Origin of the sequence: Bradyrhizobium genosp. A (assembly GCF_049949275.1) — a bacterium.
GTDB lineage: Bacteria > Pseudomonadota > Alphaproteobacteria > Rhizobiales > Xanthobacteraceae > Bradyrhizobium.
The window spans coordinates 5,660,132-5,681,438 of sequence record NZ_CP188196.1 but is presented as its reverse complement, the minus strand read 5'-3'; the positions used below and the strand labels follow the sequence as shown (position 1 = coordinate 5,681,438).

Sequence of the window (21,307 nt, the reverse complement as noted above, 5' to 3'; positions counted from 1 at the left end):
GCGAGGGCTCCAACACCCGAGATCCCCCATGAACGCTCCCACCGCCTTCCCCGACGCCTCAAAACCCGTTCCACCCTATAAGCACACCCCGCTGTTCCCGCTGGGCAAGGACGAGACGCCCTACAAGAAGATCACGGCCGAGGGCGTCCGGGTCGAGAAGGTCCTGGGGAAGGACATGCTGGTGGTGTCGCGCGAGGCGCTGCGGGCGCTGTCGGAGGCGGCTTTCGGCGACATCAACCATTATCTGCGCCCCGGACATCTGAAGCAGCTTCGCGCGATCCTGGAGGACGGCGAGGCGAGCCCGAACGACAAGTTCGTCGCGCTCGACTTCCTCAAGAACGCCAACATCGCGGCCGGCGGCGTGCTGCCGATGTGCCAGGACACCGGCACCGCCATCATCATGGGCAAGAAGGGCTGCAACGTCATCACCGACGGTGACGACGAGGCGGCGCTGTCGGAAGGCGCGCGCGACGCGTATCTGCGCCGCAATCTGCGCTACTCGCAGGTCGCGCCACTGTCGATGTACGAGGAGAAGAACACCGCCAACAACATGCCGGCGCAGTGCGAGATCTACGCCGAAGGCGATGACGCCTACAAGTTCATGTTCATGGCGAAGGGCGGCGGCTCCGCCAACAAGAGTTTTCTGTTTCAAGCCACACCTTCAGTGCTCACCAAGGACCGGCTGCTCGCCTTCCTGAAGGAGAAGATCCTGACGCTGGGCACCGCGGCGTGCCCGCCCTATCACCTTGCAATCGTGATCGGCGGCACCTCGGCCGAGCTCTGCATGAAGACGGTGAAGCTGGCATCGGCGCGCTATCTCGATGCGCTGCCGACCCATGGCTCGCCCGACGGCAACGCCTTCCGCGACGTCGAGATGGAGAAGGAAATCCACAAGATGACGCAGTCGCTCGGTGTCGGCGCGCAGTTCGGCGGCAAATATTTCTGCCACGACGTGCGCGTGATCCGCATGCCGCGCCATGGTGCCTCGCTGCCGATCGGGCTTGGCGTGTCCTGCTCGGCCGACCGCCAGGTGCTCGGCAAGATCACCAAGGACGGCGTCTATCTCGAGGAGCTCGAGCACAATCCGGCGCAATATCTACCGCAGGTGGAGGAGTCGCTCGGCGGCGAGGTCGTCAAGATCGATCTCAACCAGCCGATGAAGGATATCCTTGCGACGTTCTCGAAGAACCCGATCAAGACGCGGGTCTCGATGACCGGCACTATGATCGTCGCGCGCGATAGTGCGCATGCCAAGCTGCGCGAGCGGCTGGAGAAGGGCGAGCCGCTGCCGGATTATTTCAAGGACCATCCGGTCTATTACGCCGGCCCGGCCAAGACACCCGAGGGCTACGCCTCCGGTGCGTTCGGCCCGACCACGGCGGGCCGCATGGACTCCTTCGTCGACCAGTTCCAGGCCGCCGGCGGCTCGATGGTGATGGTGGCGAAGGGCAACCGCGCGCCTGCGGTGCGCGAGGCCTGCAAGAAATATGGCGGCTTCTATCTCGGCTCGATCGGCGGTGCTGCGGCAAACCTCGCCGAGCACTGCATCAAAAAGGTCGAGGTGCTCGAATATCCCGAGCTCGGCATGGAAGCGATCTGGCGCATCGAAGTCGTCGACTTCCCGGCCTTCATCATCATCGATGACAAGGGGAATGACTTCTTCAAGGAGTTGAATCTGGGCTGAGGCTACTTTCCCCGGACGCTGCGCAGCATGAAATGCTGCGCTGCTGATCCGGGGTCCATTGTGGCGGCATGGGTCCCGGCTCTGCGGAGCAGCGTTACACGCTGCACCGCGTCCGGGACACGAGAGACGCGCCTCTACGCCCTTGCCCCAGTGAACGGGAAGCTGCCCATCGGGCCGATACCCATCTCGCCGCTCATGCTGTCGCCGGAAACCGTTCCGATGAACTCGAGCGTCAACGGCATCGGATTGGTGATGGAAACCTTCCAGTTGACGGCGTCGCCGCTGACGGTGCCGTCGAAAATTTCGGCGGTATTGCCTTCCGCACCCTGCGTGCCCGTCAGCGTGCCGCCCGCTTCCTTCAGGCTCAGCGTCGCCTGGCGCTCGCCCATCGGGGTCGTCATGGTCAGATTCCAGTTGCCGTCCACGGCCATTCGCGTCTCCCGAACAATATCCCGGCGGGCTGCGATGATCCGCAACCCATCCTGGGCCGAGCCTATAGCGCAACTTGAAGCCGCTGCCTAACGTGCCCTCGGCGGTGTTCAGGCGCGGGCGGCGGCGCGCCGGCGGCTGGTGACGACGAGCCTGAACACCACGTATTGCACGGCAAAGGCGAGGGCCTTGGCGCCGCCCGCGACCGCCGAGATGTAGAAAGCCCACAGCTTCAGATCGCCGGTGGCGGCGACCCCGATGGTGCCGGCGCCGAGGACGAACATCAGCGCGGCCCAGGCATAGCCCGCAGCAGTGACATATTCCGGCGCGGTCTCGACCACGATCGGTGGCATGTAGCGCAGCATCCAGCCGCGCTTGAGCATGATCGCGCCGATCGCGAAATGCGCGACCGCAGGCTTGGCCAGCATGAAGCGGGGATCATTGGTCAGCAGCGTGACAGTGCCAAGCACGATGACGAGTGCGACGCTGGCATAGGTCATGTAGCCGAGCTCGCGTCCCTTGACGCGCGCGTAGATCACCTGCGCGATCGCGCCGGCAATCGCCACCGATGTCGCCAGGATGACGTTGTCGGTGACGAGATAGATCACCAGGAAGACGATGGCAGACAGGAAGTCGGAGGCGAGGCGGGCGAATACGTCCTTCATTGTCGGTCCTGTCTCACTGGGCTTCGGGCAGCGCGCCGGCCGGCGCACCATACTTGATCTGGCGATATTCAGGATACCACTTGGTGAAATAGATCGCGCTGTTGCGGGCGGCGAAGGCAACCGCAAGGCCCAGCCAGACCGGCAGGCCCGGGAAGTAGAGCAGCACGATGTTGGCGGCCATCATCAACAGGGCGGCGACGGTCCACGCGCCGGTGATGATGTAATTGGCGGTGAGAAAGCCGGGCATCGCCGCGGTCTCGGCCGGCATGGATTCAACCGCGTATTGCAGCGTGAAGGGCCGGCGCGCCAGCATCGAGCCGAGCGAGATGACGAAGATGCCGATATCGACCGCGAGCTTGACGCCGAGGCTGCCGAGCTTCGGACCGAACAGCACGAGGGTGAGCCCGATGCCTGCGAATAGGAGCGCCGAGCCCGCGGCGAGGATCTTCACCGAGCGGCCGCGCGCCACGTCGATCGCGATGGTGGCGAGGCAGATTACGGACCCCGCGAACACGCTGATCGTGGCCGAGGTCACCAGCATCAGGAAGGTGTAGACGCCATAGGGGGCAAGGATCAGGAAGATCGTCATGGTCGCCTCGCTCGAACCAATCTTTACGATGTCAAGATTGATAGTTCAGGGCCGGCGCGGGGTCAAGTGAAATCTTTACAGTGTCAAAATGACGTGAATGACCTGTAAAAACTCAATTGTCGCAATGGCTTGATCGGATAATTCGTCGGCGAATGCGGCCCAGGGCAGGCGCGACAGGATGGTCAGTGCGCAAGAGATCAGCAGGCCGATGGTCAGGAAGATGCTGCCGCCGCGGCAGATCATGAATTTGAGCGAGCCCGGCGTCGCGTACATGCCGAGCGGATGCAACAGCCGGGACAGCAGAAGCGCGCCCATCAGCAGGTGAATGCGCAACGGCGACGCGCCGGACATTTCGAGCAGCGCGACCATCAGAGTGATGATCGGAACGTATTCCATGAAATTGCCATGGGCGCGGATCGCGCTGCGCAGGCCTTCACTGCCGCCATCGTTGAAAGGGGCGTTGCTGTTCCGTCGCAGCCGGACGACTTGCAGCGCAAGCGCGGCGTAGATCAGCGCGAGGATCGCGAGATAGTTCGCGGTGATGGTGGGGACGTGCATGCAAAGTCTCGCTGGTGACACGCTGTCATTCCGGGCTCACGCTTCGCGTGCCCCGGAATGACAAGGGGGAAGAGCTACTGCGCTCCCACCCAATTGCCGTGAAAGCCGTCGGGCACGCGATGGCCGAGCTGCACCAGCGCGGCGGGACCGGCCTCGATGTCGGTGGCATTGAACACGGCGAGGTCGCTGCGGTTCTCCCGCGCGCGCCAGACCACCGCCAGCAGCCAGCCGTCGCCTTCCGCCGCATCCTTCGATCGCTCGACGAAGACAGGCTCGGAGATGGTGTCGCCGGCCGGCAGCAGATATTGGCCAAGACGCTTGCCAGTGCCGTCGACATGGACGATGCCGGACAGCGCGCCCAACATCGGCAGCCGCGGATTGGCGCAGGCGTACCAGCCGTGACGGCTCTTCAAGCCAGCGCGGCGATCGTCGATGCGCGGGAATTCGCCGGTGAGATCGTCGAGATAAGTCTGTTGGAAGCGATCGGTATTGCCGGAGAGATCGAAGGACCAGCGGCAGTGGCGGGCGCGCGATTTCTCCGGGTCCGTCGGCCGGCCGTCGGGATGCGGAAACAGCGGCGCTTCCTCGAACTGCATGACGTCGGCGACGATGCGGTTGCCATCCTCCCACGCATTCATGACGTGGAAGACGTAGCAGGCTTCGGAACGGAACCAGACGATGTCCTTTGCCGTGCCGTTACGCTTCATCACGCCGACATAAGAGCCTTTCTCCGGCTCCCAGGCATAAGGCGGCTTGCCGCTCGTCGCGCGCTCCATGCTGCCGGTGAGGGGAAGGATCGGAAACAGCACGTGGTTTTCGGTGACGATGAAGTCGTGCACCATGCTGGCATAGGGCGTCTCGAAACGTTCGAAGCGCGTCACCTTGCCGCTCGCATCGATCGATCCGTAGGAGAGGGCGGGCGTCAGCGGTCCCGCCGCATTGTAGCCGAAGAACACCAGCTCGCCCGTGACCGGATCGACCTTCGGATGCGCAGTGAAGGGGCCGGCGATGCGGTTTTCGTAGTTGCAATAGCCGCGGGTTGCGAGCGTGCCCGGCTCGATCTCGGTCGGCAGATGTCCCTCCTCGAGGGCGAGCAGCTTGCCGGCATGGAAGACGATGTTGGTGTTGGCGGCGCCGCCGTCGGTGAGATGGGTGGGCGCATCCGGCAGCATGCGCCCGAAGCCGCCGAATTGCGCACGGCCGGCATCGTGCTCGGCAAGCCATTTCGGCGTGCGGACCCAGCGGTTGCGGTAGGAAGCGCGCCCCTCTTCGAGATGAAAGGCGTGCAGCATGCCGTCGCCGACGAACCAGTGCGCGCCCGGCACGTCGAACTGCGGATTGGGGCCGTTGCGATAGAGCGTGCCGTTCAGCTCCCGCGGCAATTCGCCGACGATCTTGAGAAAAGGCGCGTCTGCCTCGAACGGAATCGGTGCGATATTGTTGCGGCGCTCGGTGATGGCGTCCTGTTGCACGGCGTATCCCTCCCTATCTTTACATCGTAAAGATGGAATAGAGCCAAGCGTGGCTTCCGTCAAGTGAAATCTTTACACTGTCAATATTGCGTCATATAGCTTGTAAATGGCCAAGAGCAACACCCCTGCCGACACCAATAGCGAAACGGCGCGCCCCGCACGTGCTCCCAGAAAAACATCGATCGCATCTCGACCGGTGCGCCGCGCGGCGAGCGCGAAGACCGAGACGCCCTATCACCACGGCGCCTTGCGCGAGGCGCTGCTGCAGGCGGCCGAACGGGTGCTGGAGCGCGACGGGCTCGGCGGCCTGACGCTGCGTGCGGTGGCGCGCGAAGCTGGCGTCTCGCATGCCGCGCCGACCCATCATTTCGGCGATCTCACCGGACTCGTCAGCGAACTCGCCGCGATCGGCTTCCGCCAGTTCAATGCGGCGATGGCGTCTGCTTGCGACGCGGCCACTTCGCCGCTGGAACGGGCGCTGGCGCGGCCCAAAGCCTATGTCGCCTATGCCCAGGCCCATCCCGGCATGTACGGTCTGATGTTCCGCACCGAGCGGCTCGACTATTCCAGGCCCTCGCTGCACGAGGCCGCGGAATCCTCGTTTGCCGGCCTTGCCAATGCCATTGGCGCAATGCGGCAGGAGCCGATCAGCGGCGACAAGCTGACCATCGAGCAGGGCGCTGCGATCGCACGGGCCTGGTCGATGGTGCACGGCTTCACCATGCTGCTGCTCGACGGACGACTCGAGGATATTCTGGAACGGCTGCCGGCGGGCACCACGGCCGAGCAGCTGCTGGAAGCGATCCTGAAGACGACCGTTGCGGCGAAATTCCCGACCTGATTTGCCAGGCAAGCCAATGTGACAGGTGCCATGGCGGCGCCCGCATCTTGCGGAACTCCATCAATCGAGATCTTGACTGTGGGCAAGCATCAAACGCAGTTCGGATAGACCTGACAGCGGCGCGGAATCGTTCTAGAAGAGCGGCTTCGCTTGGGCTCATGCAGCCTGGTTCGCGTCCTCGTTACACTTGATCATGCCAGTCATCGCTTCCAGCAAATCCTATCGCGTCGGCCGCTCCAAGACCGGACTTGGCCTCTTCGCCACCATGCCGATCAAGAAGGGCACCCGGATCATCCGTTATTTCGGACCGATCCTCGACTGCCGCATTCCCGAGCAGGACGACATCGAGAACAAATATCTGTTCGAGCTCAACGGCCGCTGGACCATCGACGGCTCGGTGCGCAAGAACGTCGCCCGCTACATCAACCATTCCTGCCGGCCCAACGCCGAGTCGGACGTGCGTCCGCGCGAGCGCAAGGTCTTCATCCGCGCCATCAAGAACATCGAGCCGGGCGAAGAGATCAACTACGATTACGGCACCGACTACTTCAAAGCCTATCTGAAGCCGATCGGCTGCAAGTGCCCCTCCTGCGAGAACAAGCGCAAGAAGCAGCGCGCCGAGGCGCGTGCGGAACGCGCCAAGGTGAAGGCACGCGCGGAGCGTAAGGCGCAGAAGGCCGGCGCGAAAACCACCGCGGCGAAAAAGAAGAAGCTGAACGGCAAGCATTTTTCCGGCAAGGTCGGCCGCGTGAAGGCTTAGGGTCAGGTTCGACTGCCGCCGGCCTCTCCATCAGTCCTTGGAAAAGACCGCACACTCCGTCATTGCGAGCGCAGCGAAGCAATCCAGCGTCCCTCCGCGGAAAGATTCTGGATTGCTTCGCTGCGCTCGCAATGACGACGTGGAGAGAGCGAGCGCCACACTTCGGTCTCGTGGCCCGGACGCAGCGCAGCGCCTCTTTGGCGGTGCGCTGCTGAGCCGGGGCCCATATGTCCGAGAGCAGTCCGCGCAGCGCGGGTCCCGGCTCTGCGCAGCAACGCCATAGCGCGTCGAAGACGCGCGTGAACACGCTTATGAGCGTTGCAGCGCGTCCGGGACACGAGAGCATCACGCTGCGATCACAGCCCCGCTCTTGCGCAGCCCCACATATTGCAACTCCGCGAACACGCCTGTGGCAATCGCCTGTGCCACGACCATCAGCTCGCCGGCGAGGTTCGGCGACACCGCGCCAGAGAACAACAGCGCGATGCTACCCACCGTCCAGGCCGCGTTGCCGACCACGACCAGGAGCACGAGTGGCTTCGGCACCGCTGTGCGCGAGGCGAGCCAGCCGACCAGTGCGGTGTAGGCGATCAGGAACAGGCCGGTCTCGCGCAACAGCGCTTCAGGCAGGTTGAAGAGCGTCGCAAACGCGCCGGCGCCGAAGGTGAAGCCGAGTGCGGCGACACCGCTGAACACGGCGTCGGCGAGCAGGGCGCGCCGCAAGAAGGTGGATGCGTCGATCATCAGAGGTCTCCATGGTTGGGTTGGCTTGGGGTGAACTCAACACAGTCCGCGCCACCAGGCGCGGAGCAGGCGGGCGAGGCGAAACGGGCAGAGGCTCCTGCCGACGCTGTGCTCGAAGGCCGTGACCTGCGCGACGACATAGTCGCCGGTCGAATGCACCAGCGGCTCGGGCATGTTGAGGCTACGCGCCAGCATCCGGGTCGCGAACGTCACGGCCCAAGGTAGAACTAGGGGGATGAGGTGGTCGGCGAGAGAGCGGTAGAGCAGCAGCGCGATCATGGTCATTCTCCTGTGCTCAGGAAGATGCGCCGGTCGGGGGCCCAATTCGATTACCTCGGTGGTAATGGATGAGCCGAAATGCACGTGGTAGGTTTTCGACCATGAACGCACATGCATCCACGGCACGCGCCGAACCCAGCCAGCCGGTCCATATCGGCGATCATCTGCGCGAATGGCGGCAGCGCCGCCGCATGAGTCAGCTCGATCTCGCGGGCGAGGCGGAGATTTCCGCGCGCCATCTCAGCTTCGTCGAGACTGGCCGCGCCGCGCCTTCGCGCGAGATGGTGCTGAGGCTCGCCGAGCGCCTCGACGTGCCCTTGCGCGAACGCAACGTGCTGCTGGTCGCGGCCGGCTACGCGCCGGCCTTTCCGCAACGCCCTCTGGAGGATCCCGCCTTGACATCAGCCCGTCAGGCGATCGATCTCGTGCTGAGGGCCCACGAGCCCAATCCGGCGCTGGCCTATGACCGGCACTGGAATCTGGTGACGGCCAATCGGATGGTGGCGCCGCTGCTCGCCGGCATTCCGGAACGGTTGCTCGGCCAGCCCTTCAACGTGCTGCGGCTCGCCTTTCATCCCGAGGGGCTGGCGCCGCGTACGGTCAATCTCGGAGAATGGTGTGCGCATCTGCTCGAGCGTTTGCACCGGCAATGCGAGGCGACGGCCGATCCGGAGCTGATCAAGCTCTATCGCGACCTCAAGAGCTACCCCATTCCGGCGCGCTCAGGGCCTCTGTCGAGCGACAATGTCGCGATCCCGTTCAAGCTTCGGCATGACGGGGGGATACTCAGTTTCTTCTCCACCACCATGGTATTCGGAACGCCGGTCGACATCACCCTGTCGGAGCTGGCGCTGGAGACGTTCTTTCCGGCGGACGAACGCACCGCCGCATGGCTGAAGCAGACGGTCGCAAATCTGGGCTAGCGCCCTTGCCTCGGGCGGTGTTCGGCTTATCTTCCGACAAAATCGCACCGCCCGAAGGAGGCGCCCATGAGCACCCTCAAACCGCTCCAGATCGATGTCGTCTCTGACGTGGTGTGCCCGTGGTGCTATATCGGCAAGCACCGGATCGAGAGCGCGCTCGCGCTGGTGCCCGACGTTCCGGTCAAGCTGAATTTCCGTCCCTTTTTCCTCAATCCCTGGGTGCCGCGCGAAGGCATCAGCCGTGAGAATTATCTCACCACCAAGTTCGGCTCGGTCGAGGCCTACAAGGGCATTGCCGGCCGTGTGGTTGCGGCCGCCAGCGAAGAGGGCCTCGTCTACAAGCCCGAGCTGGTCGCGCGCCAGCCCAACACCACCGACTGCCATCGCCTGATCCTGTGGGCTGAGGCGATCGGCAAGGCGCCCGAGATGAAGCAGCGCCTGATGGAGCTGTATTTCCGCGACGGCGGCGATCTCACCGACCTCAACGTGCTAGTGCAGGCCGCGGCCGATGTCGGCCTCGATGCCGAGGACGTGCGCCGGCGCCTTGCCACCGACGAGGACGTCGCGCGCGTGTCGGCCGATGCGCAGGAGGCTGCCGAGAAGGGAATCTCCGGCGTGCCGACCTATGTGTTCGCGCAGAAATACGCCGTCTCCGGCGCGCAGGACCCGAACCTGCTCGCCCGCGCCATCCGCCAGGTCTCGGCCGAGATCAACGCGCAAGCGGCGGAATAGCGCACGTCTATTTGCGGAGTAGGTGAATCGCCCGGCGCGCTGTCTCGCGTGCGAAGCCACGCGCGACCAGCGCCGCGTGAATCAACGCCACCATCGGATCGTTCCGCCGCAGCGGGATCAGCACATCGCCGATCGCAAGGCGGCCGCGCCAGATCGGGTTGATCATGGGATGATCGGCGCTTGCAGTGGAGTCCGCACTTGCGATGGCAGGATCGGCGCAGAGATGGCGCGTCAGATCGAGCGTGAGCTGCACGCCCGGCGAATATTTGGCAAAACGCTTGTCGATGCCGAGCTTGAAGAAGAAGGCGCGGTCCTGGTGGCGCAGCACGATGCCGGCGGCCACCGGCGTCACGCCTGCGCGCAGCGTGACGATCTCGCATTGCGCGGTCTCGGCGAGTGCGGGGACGGCGCGGCGGATGAAGGTCGCATCGCCTGCATCCTGAATCAGTGCGGTGCCGCGCTCACCCTTCCAGCCGCTGGTTTCGAGCTGCAGGAAGGTCTCGAGCGCGGGCTTGATCTCGTCGGGCTTGCGCGCGACGTCAAAGCTGATCGCACCGTGCTCCTCCAGGCGATGGCGCTGCCGGCGCAGCTCCTTGAGTTTTTTGGGACCGAGAGCGTCGTGCAGCAGCTTGTCGCCGTCCTGTGTCGCATCGAGGCTGGCGCGGACGTAGGAACCGAGCACACGCGGTGTCAGGCCGGCCTGGCCGAGCGCTTCCCGGAGCGATGCCATCGCGGCGCCGCCCAGCGCAACGTCGCGCAGGATCAGCGCATGCGCGCCGGCCTCGCGCGCGCGCTGCAACAGGCGCGTCGCCGCGTCGACCGAGGCGTCGCGGTCGATCAGCGGGCTGCACAGCGTGCCATAGGGATGCGCACTCACCAGCGCGGGCAGGGGGATCTTCCAGACCCGCCAGAGCGACACCACCGGCATCAAGCCGATCAGCCGGGTCGAGGAGGCGCCGCATACGGACAGGGCCGAGGCACCGACACGGTCCCGCGCGGTTGCGCTGACGGCGAGCTCCCAGGCAGGCAAATAATAGCCGTTCGGCTCGACCGCCCGCTGCGCCAGCGCGCGCCACTGGCCGGGCTCGATCGCCGTCAGCGGGACGAGCGCGGGCGTTGCATCCTTCGCCGATGCCGGATTGATCGCAGCCTGATGCGCGATGTCGACCACGTCCCGTCATCCCCGTTCACGCCAGGCAGTCGCCGGCGCTACACGGGTCATGCTTAGCGCAAAGATTGGAAAATCCCGTTGGGGCGCCGCTTCAATTCGGGTGGTATTGTTAACGTCTCATTGAGCATGCGGCCGGCAAGCCGGCGAGTGCTATGATGGAAGCTCTCGATCCGGAGGATCACATGGTCGCCACGTCTTTCACGCCGATTGCCTCGCTCCTCGGGGGCGCGCTCATCGGCCTGTCCGCCGTGCTCCTGATGTGGGCGACGGGACGGATCGCCGGCGTCAGCGGCATCGCGGCGCGGTTGTTTCCGCCTTACGAGGATCGCGAATTTGCCGGCCGGCTCGCCTTCGTCGCCGGCCTCATTGCCGCACCCGCGCTGGTGCGGCTCGTGACCGGAAGCCTGCCCACGCAGACGATCGCGGCGGGAACGCCGGTGCTGATTGTCGCAGGGCTGCTCACCGGCTTCGGCGCCGTGTGGGGCAGCGGCTGTACCTCAGGCCATGGCGTCTGCGGTCTGTCGCGATTGTCGGTGCGCTCGCTGGTCGCGACCATCACCTTCATGGCGACGGGCGTCGCGACCGTCTTCGTGATCCGGCACTGGAGCTGACGGCAATGACCATTCTCGTTCAATTCGCAATCGGCTTGCTGTTCGGCCTCGGGCTCATCGTCTCCGGCATGTCGAATCCGGCAAAGGTGCTGAACTTCCTCGACCTCGGCGGCATCCCGGCGGGGACATGGGACGCGAGCCTCGCTTTCGTGATGGCCGGCGCGGTCGCCGTGACCTTCGTCGGCTTCAGGCATGTCTTGAAGCTTGCACGCCCCTTCTTCGCCGAACGCTTCTACGTGCCGACACGCAGCGACATCGATCCAAGAATCATCGTTGGTCCCGCGATCTTCGGCATCGGCTGGGGACTGGCCGGCTTCTGCCCAGGGCCGGCCCTGACCGCGCTCGGCTTCGGCTCGACCTCAGCCGTCATCTTCGTCGCCGCGATGTTCGCCGGCATGGTGCTTGCCCGCTTCATCGCGCAGCTGCCGTCGTCAACGCGCGTCGCTGCGCCGGTTCATCCGCTCGAGTCTTGACGCAGACAGGACCGAACGAGCTGTCTCGTCCGGTCCTCTCCGTCATGCCGTGTTGCTTACCAGCGGTCGCCGACACCGACGCCCACGCTGACGCCGGGCGCGCGAATGCCGACGCCGGCGCGCGGACCATCGTCCCAGTCGCGATAGGTGCGGCGCTCGTAATAGCGCTCGCGCGGCATGGCGTCATAGGAGTCGCGCACGATCACGCGTGCACCGCCGCGGGTGCGATAGCAATTGCCTGCGTCGTCGCAGACGAGCCGGACCTGCTGAACGAGATCGGGGTTGGTGTATTCGCTGGTCGTGTACAGATCCGCAGCCTTCGCGCCGCTCGCCGCAGCGAGAGCCCCGACACCGGCCAGCAATGCAATCGTGAACGTCCTCATCCTGTCCTCCTCCGAAACTGCCCTCGGCGGTAACAAGAATGGGAGGCGACGATCGTTCCGGCAAAATTATAGGTTTTTCCCGGAACCGTATGGTCGTGTGGCGCAATTCATTGCTAGATCGGCTCGTAGGCTTCCGACCCGCAGATGTCATCGGCCTCCGCGCGCCGCCGGTCGACTACCTTTCCGCCGTTGATCGTCACGATGTAGGTCTGGGTGCCCAGCGCCGAGCCGGTGGCCGAGGTGAGTTGCGCGCGGACACAGGCCGTCCAGCCCGGTCCGCGGACCTCGTGATGGGGCAGGGCGACCTGCACCTCGCGCGGATAGGAGGTGTTGAGGAAGACCACTTCGATCTGCTCGCGGACCACGCGCTTGATGTCAGGCGGCGGTTCGGGCGGCGGCTGGTCGGCTTCCTTGAGGCGCATGAAGTCGGGCACGGGCGCGCGGCTGTCGGCAAAGCCGCACGCGCCGAGCGCAAGCGCGCCGGCGAGCAGCGTCACATGAGCAACAATCCGCAACATCCGTGAAGGTCCCCTGCGGGCCAACAGATAGACGCGAATTCGACGGGACGAAGTCCCGGCCGATCAACATTTGCTGAAGGGTTGGAACCCGCCGCCTTTGCTATTACGGGATTGCAGGCTATTTTGTACCCTGGATGAGGGGGATTGCAGCGATGAGAATTCTGGTCATAGCGGCTGCGGTGCTGGCGCTGACAGTTGCTTCCGCGCAGGCGCAAATGGGCGGCGGCCGGCGCCATCAGCAGGATAGCGGCCAGAAGGCGGACAACAAGCCCAAGGTCGACGAGAAGGCCTACAAGGCCGCGCTCGAGCGCATTCCGGAGTCCAAGGAAAAGTATGACCCGTGGGGCGGGGCGCGTCCGAGCGAGCCCGCCAAGAAGCCGAAATAGCGCGAGGCGCGTGGTGGCGGGCCGGCTGCGATATCTGGTTGGCCTTGTCGTTCTGCTTGTAGCGCGGCCGTGCGTCGCCTGGGAGAGCTGGGGTGGCGATCCCGGCGGTTCGCGCTTCTCGCCATTGCGCGAGATCACATCCGACAATGTCGGCCAACTCATCCGCGCTTTCGAATTTCACACTGGCGATATTACGGCGCGTCCGCCCGAGGTGATGCGGCGAACCAAGTTCGAGGCGACACCGCTGTTGGTCGAGGACAGCCTGATCTTCTGCTCGCCCTTCAACGAGGTGATCGCACTCGATCCGGGCACGGGAGCGCAAAAGTGGCGCTACGATCCGAAGATCGCCATCAACCAGCGCCCGGCCAATCGCTATGTCTGCCGTGGCGTCACCTATTGGATTGACGACACCGTGCCTCGAGGCGCCGCCTGCCGATCGCGCATCTTCATGGGGACGAACGATGTTCGCCTGATCGCACTCGATGCCATGACAGGTCTTCCCTGCGCGGATTTCGGCATGGGCGGCGAGATCAAGCTCGATATCGGCATGCCGCTGGAATGGCCCGGCGAATTCCAGATCACGTCGCCACCGGCGGTCGGCCGCGGTGTTATCGTGGTCGGCTCCGCGATCGGCGACAACCGCCGCGTCGATGCGCCGAGCGGCGTGGTGCGCGCGTTCGACGCCCGCAGTGGTGAGCCGCGCTGGACCTTCGAGCCGCTCAAGCGCGACGGCATCGAGGCCGGCCATGCCAATGTCTGGGCGGCAATGTCGGTCGATGCATCGCGTGGGCTCGTATTCCTGCCGACGTCTTCGCCGTCGCCGGATTTTTGGGGCGGCAAGCGGCCCGGCAATAACGAGCACGCCAATTCGGTCGTCGCGCTGCGCATCGAGACCGGCGAACTCGTATGGGCGTTTCAAACCGTGCATCACGACGTCTGGGATTACGATCTGCCGGCGCAGCCGACGCTCGCGCGCATCGACACGGGCGAGGGCTCGCGCGATGTCGTGATCCAGCCGACCAAGCAAGGTTTTGTGTTCGTGCTCGACCGCGACACCGGCAAGCCGGTGTGGCCGGTCGAGGAGCGCGCGGTGCCGCAAGGCGGTGCGGAGGGTGAACGACTTTCGCCGACGCAGCCGTTCCCGACACATGTGCCGGCGCTGACATCGCAGACGATCTCGACCGACGATGCACTCTCGCTGTTGCCCGGCCTGCGCCGCTCGTCCTGTGAACAGAAGTTCGCGGACGCGCGCAACGAAGGCCTGTTCACGCCACCTTCGACGCAAGGCACGCTGGAGTTTCCATTCACCGGCGGCGGGGTGAACTGGGGCAGCGCGGCGTTCGATCCGGTCAACCAGATCCTCTACGCCAACACCAGCCGTGCCGTTCATCTCATCAAGCTGATCCCGCGAGCGGATGCCGCCGGGTTCAATCCGCCGCCCGGTCATGATTTCGGCCAGCAAAAAGGCGCGCCCTATGCGATGTCGCGTTCGGTGATGATGTCGCCGCTCGGGCTGCTCTGCAACAAGCCGCCCTGGGGCGAAATGGTCGCGGTCGATCTCAAGGCCGGCAAGATCCTCTGGCGTTCGACCGTCGGCACTACCGAGGATCTGGCGCCGCTCGGCGTGCCGTTGCCCTTTGGCGCGCCGCTGGTGAACGGGCTCGCGGTGACCGCAGGTGGTGTCGTCTTCACTGGCGCGATGGATGCTTACTTGCGTGCCTTCGATGCGCGAAGCGGACGAGAGCTGTGGCAGGGGCGGCTGCCGGTGCCCGGCGTTGCCAATCCCATGACCTATGTCTGGAAGGGCGAGCAATATGTCGCGATCGGCGCCGGCGGTCATTCCGAAGCCGGCACCTCGATTGGCGACAGCCTCGTCGCGTTTCGCCTGGCGCGCCCGGGCGAGGCGCCGTCATTGTGGTCGCGCACGATCGATCGTCCCGGCGGACGATTTTTTTCGGCTTCGCCGGCGATCGCGCTTGCGATTGTCGCGCTGGTGATCGCGGGGCGGCGCTGGCGTCGCCGCCGTCATATCGCGCGCGCATAACGCTGCATCGCGCGCGCGATGCGAACGGACATTCACACGATATGTACTACCTGTACGAATGCGAGGCCGACGCGTTTGTCGTTGCGCCACACCGGGCGGCAATTCTGTACGAAATTGTCGCGCGCGATCGACAATGTGAACGATTGCGGCAATATGACAGGGTTTTCGAGATCAATCGCGGCGCCGCTGTCCGACACGTTGCGCACCGTGCACGCGATACCGCCATTTTCAAAGGTGATCGTGCCGCCCTTGAAAACACGGTAACGTCGCGATGCACGCTTCTCGACCATTCGCATTAATCCATAACGATGATTGTAAAGTAGTGCATAGAAATTACGTTGAACTAAACTCAATACTGGCGCTACTTGCACAGCGCTTCAGACTTCGTTTACGACGTTGCAGCGGCGAGTCACCTCCCGCCGAGTTTTATCCCGCAGGCCTTCCGCAGCGCTCTCGTTGTCGTCCATGCTCTCTCTTCCTTTCGCTGATGCTCAGCCCGGCAGCATCGCGAACGCGCTCGACACCATCGCCACCTGCTTGTTGTCGGTGGCGGAGAGCAGGGTGACGCGGCCAAAGCTCATGGTGCGCCCGAGCCGCACCACGCGCGCATCCGCCAGCACGTCGGACGAGGAGACCGCGCGCATGAAATGCGTGGTCTGGTCCACCGTGGTCATCGGACGATAGCCGCGATTGGCGGCGAGGTTCGCGATCACCATCGCGGTGTCGGCAAGCGCCATCAGCGCCTGGCCGCAGACCACCCCGCCATTGCGGCACAGCCGTTCCGAGAACGGCATGCGGAGCAGCGCGCCCGGCTGCCAGTCCGGCACATCGGCAGGCGGGGTGTGCTCGATGCGCTCGACGGAGAGGTTGAGATCCTGGACCCAGGGCGCAAAGACCTCGCCGAGGATGCGTCTGGCCTCGGCGATGCCGAACTCGTCGTCTGGCTGCGGTGGCATGGCTGTCGTTCCCTCCTGTGTTGCCGGATGTTTCGCTCATTCTGCCCGCTTGGGCGCGGCAAAGTCACCCGCGATCCGTCGGCTTGAAAATGCCCGACTTCGCCCGATATGATGCCAGGCTTGGGAGCGGGTGGACGATGTTGCGTCGATGTGTCCTTGTCATTTGCCTGGCCGCGCTTGGTCTGGCGCTGAACGGTTGCACCAGGTGCGGCCCGATCTGGGACGACTGGCTCCACGGGCCGAAATCGTGCAGATCGGATCGACTTTAGCGGATTGAAGCGGCGCTCGGAGCCGTGAAGAAGTCAGGGTGCGGCGTCCGCCCCCTCTATCGATGATCAAGGAGTGACTGATGAAGCTTTTCCGTATGGCGGCGGTGCTGGCGCTGGTGGCTGGACCGGCCTTCGCGCAGGATTCGCCCCATATCAATCTGATGGCGGACGGCCCGTCCAAGACCGAGGACGAGAAGGCCGCGGATGCCGCGCGCGACAAGGCCTACAAGGACACGTTGAAGAAGATTCCGGACGCCAAGGCGTCCAGCGATCCCTGGGGCGGAATGCGCGCCGACCCGCCGAAGCAGCCCGCGGCGAAGGCCTCGGCGGCCACCAGTGCGCCCAAGAAGACCAAGGCCGGTACGGCCGCCAATTGACCGGGCGGCCCCGGAGGCGGACGACGCCTCGTTTCGGGACTCCCCTTCGATCGGCCCTGATCCTACATTTCCTCGCAGTGTTGCGTTGAGGAGGCAGGATATGGCCGATCGCCCGCGGGACCTCGCCGAGCGGATGGCGCGCCGGCGCAAGCCGGCGACTGGGGCGGGCGGCAATGCCGGCGACGGCTATCTGCGCGAGAGCTTCACCCTGCCGCGCGCCGCGGCACGGGCAAGGGCGCAGGCCTTCTTCGCGCGCTATCCCAAGGCCGGCTATATGAGCGAAGTCGAGACTTGGCGCGAACTGCCCGGCGGCGAGATCGAATTCACCATGCGGCGGCTGCCCAGCGCCGATTAGCCCTGGTCCGGCCTCTCGACCTGCCGATTCAGGCCGTCTTGCGGCCGATGGCCTTCAGCTCCCGATCGATGCGCAGCTGCACGCGACGGATCGCCAGCAGGTCGATCTTTGTCTCGGTCTTGCCTGTCTTGGTCTCGTCGCCGATCCGGAACTGCCACTGCCAGACGCCCGGGGTCGCCGTCTTTGCAACCGTGAACTCAACGCCCCTGTGATTCATGGTCACCTCCACGATTCACCTTGCCATGTCGGGTAACATGTTGGCCGGCGCAATATTCCATCGACAAGCAAAATTTGCCGTTAAGTCACGGATAGCTCACCGGAATTCAGCAAGCGCGCGCAGCTCGAAACAAGCGAAATCGGATTCCGAAAGATGGATGCGTTTTCTACCTGCGTTGAACCGCCCATCACCGCTGGCTACAGGCGCCCTACGCAAGCTTGTGCGAGGCTTGCGGCCACGTTGAGAACCGCTCTCGCGTCCCAATTCAGACATCGCCCCGCACAACTTCAGACACATCCGTTGGCGACACTTTGCGGGCACGGCGAAGCCATGGGGGAAACGTGGCGCGCTGCTAGCGGGGTGGCATCATGGATAAGGTCGAGCGGTCATTCGCCGCCGCGACGGCGGCTGGCTTCGTGGTCTTGGTTATCGGCATCGTGCTGCTGGCGCTGATGTAAGGCAGCTCTAGCGGCACGTGCCGCCCAAGCTTGCGAAAACAAGCCCATGCACAGTAGGCAACAGCCTGTTTCGCCTGGCGTTTCCTAGTGCACCTTGATCTCGTCCAGCGGCAGGCGGAGATCGGCGGCACGCTCCGCGCGGTCCTTTTTGCGGAACTCGCTCTCCCTGCGTTCGAACTTGTGCATCTCCTCAAGCGCCATCTCGCGCTGCGAATTGCGCCTGCCGGCATCGTGCTGCGTGTTGTCCGTCATGATCCAATCCCCCATTGTGGCAGCCCCCGTTTCAAGTCGGCAGCCGCGGAAAGGTTTCGGTGCCACAAGATTGCGGAATGATGACGGCGCGTCTTTGATGCGCGTCATTTTCGAACGAGAAGCGTGGCCTCACATTTTGCGGAGGGCAGTGGCGCCGGTTGCTGCATCTTCCTGCGGAGCTTCTTGATGATTCTCGCGCTGGTCGTCGGCGTACTCTCGGGCGGCTTGCCTCGTGTCCTCCGTCCGTTCTGGATCAGGAGGCGGGGTCGGCTTGAGGGCGGTTCCTTGTCGGCCGTGTTGCGAACGTTAGGTGGGCGGCATCAATCCGGGAGATCGCAGCCACTCGCTCATGTGCGAGCCTGTTTCAGCTTGCCTGGCTTTACGGAGGAGGGCTTCGCGCTCAGAGCCGGGCGGGAGCCTCTCGGCTCTCTCTCAGGCGTTCGGCTTCCTGGGCGAGGCGTTCTTCAAGGGATAGGGTTTGCTTGAACCGGCGGCGATGCCGCATGACAGGCCTCGTGCATACGGGTCCTAACCGTAGGATTTGCAGACAAAATGTTAGTACGTGCCATCCGGTTCCGTCATTAACAAATGCTGAAATTCAGATCAGGGCCACTGCCGTTTTCAAGCCAGGCCACCGAGGTCGGAGGTAGCCCAGCAGTCGGAAGCAGGCCAGCCCCCCAAATCCGGCTGCTGTCCAAATTAGGACAGTTGCAGTCTTGAAATAGGACACTGGAACGAAGTCGCACTCTACGAGTTGTCGGCCCGGTCTACAAAGACCAGTAGCGCTGAAGCCCAAAGGCCCCAGTCGGTCCAGCCCCGGACTGGGGCCTTTTTGTTTGGTTGTTTCACAAACAAAAACGCCGCCCGCTTAAATGTAGCGCAGGCGGCGACTTCCAGCCCCGGGAGGGATGACGCAAAATCCCGATAAGCATTGGTCTGCACACCCCATGCCAAGGTTCAATGCCCCGTAGCGAGACAATCGGCGCTCGCAACTGCGAAAGCAGATTTCAATTTAATACAAGCCCTGATTGAGAGGGAATTAGGCGCCGTCGTGGTGCTGGCCCGGAAGCTTTGGCTCGATACGGCGGCTAGTATTTTCAAGATGATCTACAAAGACGAAGGATCATCTGCCCGTAAGGGCGGGCTCCTTAGCCGATCGGCGCAGGATGAAGAATGAAAGAGGCCGCCAACTGAGGCGGCCTCTAGTTGACTTATCGTGGCCAACTATCGGGCTTTTCCAAGAAGCCCCATATCTCCATCGCCGCGTGAGCAGCGGCCTTAGCTTCGTCGCCGGGTGGCGCTGATATTCTCCCAGCTGCAATCAAGACTGCTGCCGCATTGATGCAAGCTGCTTTCACAATCGCTTCCGCGTGAATTCTTGAGTCGTCTGATCCTCTGGGCATCCGTTCCCTCCTAAGTTAGCGGTGTCAAAGAATCTCAACCTAATGCAGAATCGAATTAGGACACCCCCCAGAACAAACTAGGACACTAGGGATCAAATACGGACAGCACCAGCACCCGGGTACTGGCCGAAATAGGCCACTTGCAGATGCGAAACAGGCCACTCTAAGGATCGTCGCCGAAGTCGAACTCTGCCGTTTCATGTAGCTTAGGGGCTCCGCGTTGAAGGTGTCGATAGAAGGCGTCCCACTTCGTGTTGCCCTTCATCATGAAGGTGACATTCGTAATGTGTTCCCTGAGCTTTGGGTGGCGGCGATGACGGGTTAGGCGAACTTGGGCTTGATCCCTTGCTGATCGCGCTCTTGAAAAAGATTCCAACTTCTGGAGAGTGGCCCGCGGCTCAACGCGTGCGCTGGTTCCGGACGTTCGCAATGAACGTCTCGCAGATTTACGACGTGGATAGCGATCCCGTCGAAATGAAGATTGAACTAGAGGCCGCCCACTGAGGCGGCCCAATGGTAGAAAAGATGACCCAATTTATGGGCTTGGTGATTGCGGCGATGGAAGCGGGTGGTTTCAGTAGTCTCGCAGTCAATGAACAGATAGCGGCCCTTGAAGGCATCGCGCGCGGTCGGCCCGATTTGGTCGAGCGATACAACAAGGCCGTCGCGATGCGCGACGGTGCGGAAGTCGAGCGCATCTGGTTCCAGTGTTGCATTTCTGATCGGAATATTCATCAGAGTTTGCGGATTAAAAGCGTCACGGGGCGAATTCATTTTGGTGATGGCGGTCGATCGTTTTCGCTGTTCCCGCCGCCAAATTAGGCCACTCCTAAAATCAAACTAGGCCACTGCGCTCGGAAACAGGCCAGTACCAGGACCCGGGTGCTGTCCTAATTAGGACACCCGCTAATCCGAATTAGGACACTTTGTTTTATGACAGTGAGATGGTAATGAGTCGCGCAGCGTAGAGTACGCGCCGCTCGCAAAGGTCCTCAGCCGGTCAGCCCCGGGCTGGGGACCTTTTCGTTCTTGGAAGCAAAAACGCCGCCCGCTTAAATGATCGCGGGCGGCGGCTTTCCAGCCCCGAGGGGGATGATGCAAAACCCCGGTACGCAACAGACTGCACAAGTTGTGCCAAGATTTTATGTCGCGTAGCGAGACAGTCGCGGAGGGGAATTAGGACACTTACATCCAGCCATCGCGATACTGTTCGAATTGATCGGACATCATGTCGCGAACCATAGGAACCGGAATACGCAGCGCGGCTGCGACCACTTCGAAGCTAATGGTCTCAGCTTGAAGTGCGGCCTTGTATTCAAGGCGTTTTTTATCCGTGCAAAGGACTGCCAGAGACCGCCAGTATGCCTTAGCTTCCGCGCGGAATTGCGACGTCACAGGAGCCGCCGGGTTCCCAAACTTGTGGACCTGGGCATCAAATTGATCGCGAGTGTGGGTCTTTTCATCTTCCTCGTCAAAGACATGCATGAGTTCTTTGGCAAGGACAGCCCTCCTCCAATGGTCGCCCTGAACTCCGTCGCACATGGCGCGGGCCAAAACGATTAGGGCTTGGCTTTCTTCCAATGTGACAGGGGGCCCCTTAGGGCCCTCAATGTAAAAGCCCCTGACCACGTTCGCATCGATTACGCCAGACCATTGCTCTTTGATTTTCGCAATATGCGAAAATTCCATAGCCCTCGACCTCAGCCACTTCGTGCTGATTCTATCACCTTGGGTCTGAACTGCTTGATAAAGCTGCGC

At 63.3% G+C, this 21,307-nt stretch carries 28 protein-coding genes and 1 pseudogene; 13 read left to right on the top strand and 16 right to left on the bottom strand.

Going from position 1 to position 21,307, the window contains the following annotated elements; translation table 11 throughout:
* Window positions 1-28 precede the first annotated feature (28 nt).
* Entirely contained in the window at window positions 29-1,684 is a 1,656-nt protein-coding gene (locus ACP2YP_RS26675; RefSeq protein ID WP_426419243.1) for a fumarate hydratase, read from the top strand.
* A gap of 134 nt (window positions 1,685-1,818) precedes the next feature.
* Here the strand turns inward: ACP2YP_RS26675 and ACP2YP_RS26670 are convergent, their stop codons facing one another.
* The 5 genes from ACP2YP_RS26670 to ACP2YP_RS26650 all read right to left on the bottom strand — a co-directional run bounded on the left by ACP2YP_RS26670 (window position 1,819) and on the right by ACP2YP_RS26650 (window position 5,397).
* Complete coding sequence (locus ACP2YP_RS26670) at window positions 1,819-2,115, bottom strand: hypothetical protein (protein WP_426419242.1); 297 nt, start codon at window positions 2,113-2,115, stop codon at window positions 1,819-1,821.
* Window positions 2,116-2,223: 108 nt separating this feature from the next.
* Window positions 2,224-2,778, bottom strand: coding sequence for an inner membrane-spanning protein YciB (locus tag ACP2YP_RS26665; protein WP_426419241.1), 555 nt, complete (start codon window positions 2,776-2,778; stop codon window positions 2,224-2,226).
* Window positions 2,779-2,791: 13 nt separating this feature from the next.
* The gene (locus ACP2YP_RS26660) at window positions 2,792-3,367 is read right to left on the bottom strand and encodes a hypothetical protein (RefSeq protein ID WP_426419240.1); all 576 of its coding nucleotides are present in this window, start codon (window positions 3,365-3,367) and stop codon (window positions 2,792-2,794) included.
* 75 nt (window positions 3,368-3,442) lie between these two features.
* Window positions 3,443-3,925 carry an MAPEG family protein gene (locus ACP2YP_RS26655; RefSeq protein ID WP_426419239.1) on the bottom strand — a complete coding sequence of 161 codons (483 nt, stop codon included), beginning with the start codon at window positions 3,923-3,925 and terminating at the stop codon, window positions 3,443-3,445.
* Window positions 3,926-3,999: 74 nt separating this feature from the next.
* On the bottom strand, window positions 4,000-5,397 hold the full coding sequence (locus ACP2YP_RS26650; protein WP_426419238.1) for a carotenoid oxygenase family protein: 1,398 nt from the start codon (window positions 5,395-5,397) through the stop codon (window positions 4,000-4,002).
* 106 nt (window positions 5,398-5,503) lie between these two features.
* Between ACP2YP_RS26650 and ACP2YP_RS26645 the strand changes: the two genes are divergently transcribed.
* Both ACP2YP_RS26645 and ACP2YP_RS26640 read left to right on the top strand, forming a co-directional pair.
* Complete coding sequence (locus ACP2YP_RS26645) at window positions 5,504-6,238, top strand: TetR/AcrR family transcriptional regulator (RefSeq protein ID WP_426419237.1); 735 nt, start codon at window positions 5,504-5,506, stop codon at window positions 6,236-6,238.
* Between the two features lie 193 nt (window positions 6,239-6,431).
* Complete coding sequence (locus ACP2YP_RS26640) at window positions 6,432-6,998, top strand: SET domain-containing protein (protein ID WP_426419236.1); 567 nt, start codon at window positions 6,432-6,434, stop codon at window positions 6,996-6,998.
* A gap of 345 nt (window positions 6,999-7,343) precedes the next feature.
* Here ACP2YP_RS26640 and ACP2YP_RS26635 read toward each other — a convergent pair whose 3' ends face one another.
* Together ACP2YP_RS26635 and ACP2YP_RS26630 are read right to left on the bottom strand one after the other, a co-directional pair.
* Window positions 7,344-7,742 carry a hypothetical protein gene (locus ACP2YP_RS26635; RefSeq protein WP_426419235.1) on the bottom strand — a complete coding sequence of 133 codons (399 nt, stop codon included), beginning with the start codon at window positions 7,740-7,742 and terminating at the stop codon, window positions 7,344-7,346.
* Window positions 7,743-7,778: 36 nt separating this feature from the next.
* Window positions 7,779-8,021, bottom strand: a complete 243-nt coding sequence (locus tag ACP2YP_RS26630; protein WP_426419234.1) for a hypothetical protein — start codon at window positions 8,019-8,021, stop codon at window positions 7,779-7,781.
* Between the two features lie 101 nt (window positions 8,022-8,122).
* Here ACP2YP_RS26630 and ACP2YP_RS26625 point away from each other — a divergent pair, with 101 nt between their 5' ends.
* Both ACP2YP_RS26625 and ACP2YP_RS26620 read left to right on the top strand, forming a co-directional pair.
* Window positions 8,123-8,944, top strand: a complete 822-nt coding sequence (locus tag ACP2YP_RS26625; protein WP_426419233.1) for a helix-turn-helix domain-containing protein — start codon at window positions 8,123-8,125, stop codon at window positions 8,942-8,944.
* Window positions 8,945-9,010: 66 nt separating this feature from the next.
* The gene (locus tag ACP2YP_RS26620) at window positions 9,011-9,676 is read left to right on the top strand and encodes a DsbA family oxidoreductase (protein ID WP_426419232.1); all 666 of its coding nucleotides are present in this window, start codon (window positions 9,011-9,013) and stop codon (window positions 9,674-9,676) included.
* Between the two features lie 7 nt (window positions 9,677-9,683).
* Here ACP2YP_RS26620 and ACP2YP_RS26615 read toward each other — a convergent pair whose 3' ends face one another.
* Window positions 9,684-10,847, bottom strand: coding sequence for a GNAT family N-acetyltransferase (locus ACP2YP_RS26615; protein WP_426419231.1), 1,164 nt, complete (start codon window positions 10,845-10,847; stop codon window positions 9,684-9,686).
* 182 nt (window positions 10,848-11,029) lie between these two features.
* Between ACP2YP_RS26615 and ACP2YP_RS26610 the strand changes: the two genes are divergently transcribed.
* Both ACP2YP_RS26610 and ACP2YP_RS26605 read left to right on the top strand, forming a co-directional pair.
* Window positions 11,030-11,458, top strand: a complete 429-nt coding sequence (locus tag ACP2YP_RS26610) for a YeeE/YedE family protein (RefSeq protein ID WP_426426277.1) — start codon at window positions 11,030-11,032, stop codon at window positions 11,456-11,458.
* A gap of 5 nt (window positions 11,459-11,463) precedes the next feature.
* Window positions 11,464-11,931, top strand: a complete 468-nt coding sequence (locus ACP2YP_RS26605; RefSeq protein WP_426419230.1) for a DUF6691 family protein — start codon at window positions 11,464-11,466, stop codon at window positions 11,929-11,931.
* 56 nt (window positions 11,932-11,987) lie between these two features.
* Here the strand turns inward: ACP2YP_RS26605 and ACP2YP_RS26600 are convergent, their stop codons facing one another.
* Window positions 11,988-12,314, bottom strand: a complete 327-nt coding sequence (locus tag ACP2YP_RS26600) for a hypothetical protein (protein WP_426419229.1) — start codon at window positions 12,312-12,314, stop codon at window positions 11,988-11,990.
* Between the two features lie 113 nt (window positions 12,315-12,427).
* Complete coding sequence (locus tag ACP2YP_RS26595) at window positions 12,428-12,832, bottom strand: hypothetical protein (protein ID WP_426419228.1); 405 nt, start codon at window positions 12,830-12,832, stop codon at window positions 12,428-12,430.
* A gap of 152 nt (window positions 12,833-12,984) precedes the next feature.
* Between ACP2YP_RS26595 and ACP2YP_RS26590 the strand changes: the two genes are divergently transcribed.
* Entirely contained in the window at window positions 12,985-13,218 is a 234-nt protein-coding gene (locus ACP2YP_RS26590) for a hypothetical protein (RefSeq protein ID WP_426419227.1), read from the top strand.
* Entirely contained in the window at window positions 13,166-15,262 is a 2,097-nt protein-coding gene (locus tag ACP2YP_RS26585; protein ID WP_426419226.1) for a pyrroloquinoline quinone-dependent dehydrogenase, read from the top strand. Before ACP2YP_RS26590 ends, ACP2YP_RS26585 begins: the two co-directional genes overlap by 53 nt.
* Before the next feature lie 32 nt (window positions 15,263-15,294).
* Here the strand turns inward: ACP2YP_RS26585 and ACP2YP_RS26580 are convergent, their stop codons facing one another.
* Both ACP2YP_RS26580 and ACP2YP_RS26575 read right to left on the bottom strand, forming a co-directional pair.
* On the bottom strand, window positions 15,295-15,552 hold the full coding sequence (locus ACP2YP_RS26580; RefSeq protein WP_426419225.1) for a PilZ domain-containing protein: 258 nt from the start codon (window positions 15,550-15,552) through the stop codon (window positions 15,295-15,297).
* Window positions 15,553-15,753: 201 nt separating this feature from the next.
* Window positions 15,754-16,218 (bottom strand): PaaI family thioesterase, encoded by a 465-nt coding sequence (locus tag ACP2YP_RS26575; protein WP_426419224.1) that lies wholly within the window; start codon window positions 16,216-16,218, stop codon window positions 15,754-15,756.
* A gap of 349 nt (window positions 16,219-16,567) precedes the next feature.
* Between ACP2YP_RS26575 and ACP2YP_RS26570 the strand changes: the two genes are divergently transcribed.
* Window positions 16,568-16,864, top strand: coding sequence for a hypothetical protein (locus ACP2YP_RS26570; RefSeq protein WP_426419223.1), 297 nt, complete (start codon window positions 16,568-16,570; stop codon window positions 16,862-16,864).
* A gap of 100 nt (window positions 16,865-16,964) precedes the next feature.
* Window positions 16,965-17,219 (top strand): hypothetical protein, encoded by a 255-nt coding sequence (locus ACP2YP_RS26565; RefSeq protein WP_426419222.1) that lies wholly within the window; start codon window positions 16,965-16,967, stop codon window positions 17,217-17,219.
* 28 nt (window positions 17,220-17,247) lie between these two features.
* Here ACP2YP_RS26565 and ACP2YP_RS26560 read toward each other — a convergent pair whose 3' ends face one another.
* The 3 genes and pseudogenes from ACP2YP_RS26560 to ACP2YP_RS26550 all read right to left on the bottom strand — a co-directional run bounded on the left by ACP2YP_RS26560 (window position 17,248) and on the right by ACP2YP_RS26550 (window position 18,651).
* Entirely contained in the window at window positions 17,248-17,436 is a 189-nt protein-coding gene (locus ACP2YP_RS26560; protein WP_426419221.1) for a hypothetical protein, read from the bottom strand.
* 542 nt (window positions 17,437-17,978) lie between these two features.
* Window positions 17,979-18,146, bottom strand: coding sequence for a hypothetical protein (locus ACP2YP_RS26555; protein WP_426419220.1), 168 nt, complete (start codon window positions 18,144-18,146; stop codon window positions 17,979-17,981).
* Window positions 18,147-18,452: 306 nt separating this feature from the next.
* Window positions 18,453-18,651 (bottom strand): annotated as a pseudogene (locus ACP2YP_RS26550) (hypothetical protein).
* 1,243 nt (window positions 18,652-19,894) lie between these two features.
* Between ACP2YP_RS26550 and ACP2YP_RS26545 the strand changes: the two are divergent.
* Window positions 19,895-20,053 carry a hypothetical protein gene (locus ACP2YP_RS26545; protein ID WP_426419219.1) on the top strand — a complete coding sequence of 53 codons (159 nt, stop codon included), beginning with the start codon at window positions 19,895-19,897 and terminating at the stop codon, window positions 20,051-20,053.
* Window positions 20,054-20,062: 9 nt separating this feature from the next.
* Entirely contained in the window at window positions 20,063-20,371 is a 309-nt protein-coding gene (locus tag ACP2YP_RS26540; RefSeq protein WP_426419218.1) for a hypothetical protein, read from the top strand.
* 363 nt (window positions 20,372-20,734) lie between these two features.
* Here the strand turns inward: ACP2YP_RS26540 and ACP2YP_RS26535 are convergent, their stop codons facing one another.
* Window positions 20,735-21,238 carry a hypothetical protein gene (locus ACP2YP_RS26535; RefSeq protein WP_426419217.1) on the bottom strand — a complete coding sequence of 168 codons (504 nt, stop codon included), beginning with the start codon at window positions 21,236-21,238 and terminating at the stop codon, window positions 20,735-20,737.
* Between the last annotated feature and the right edge of the window lie 69 nt (window positions 21,239-21,307).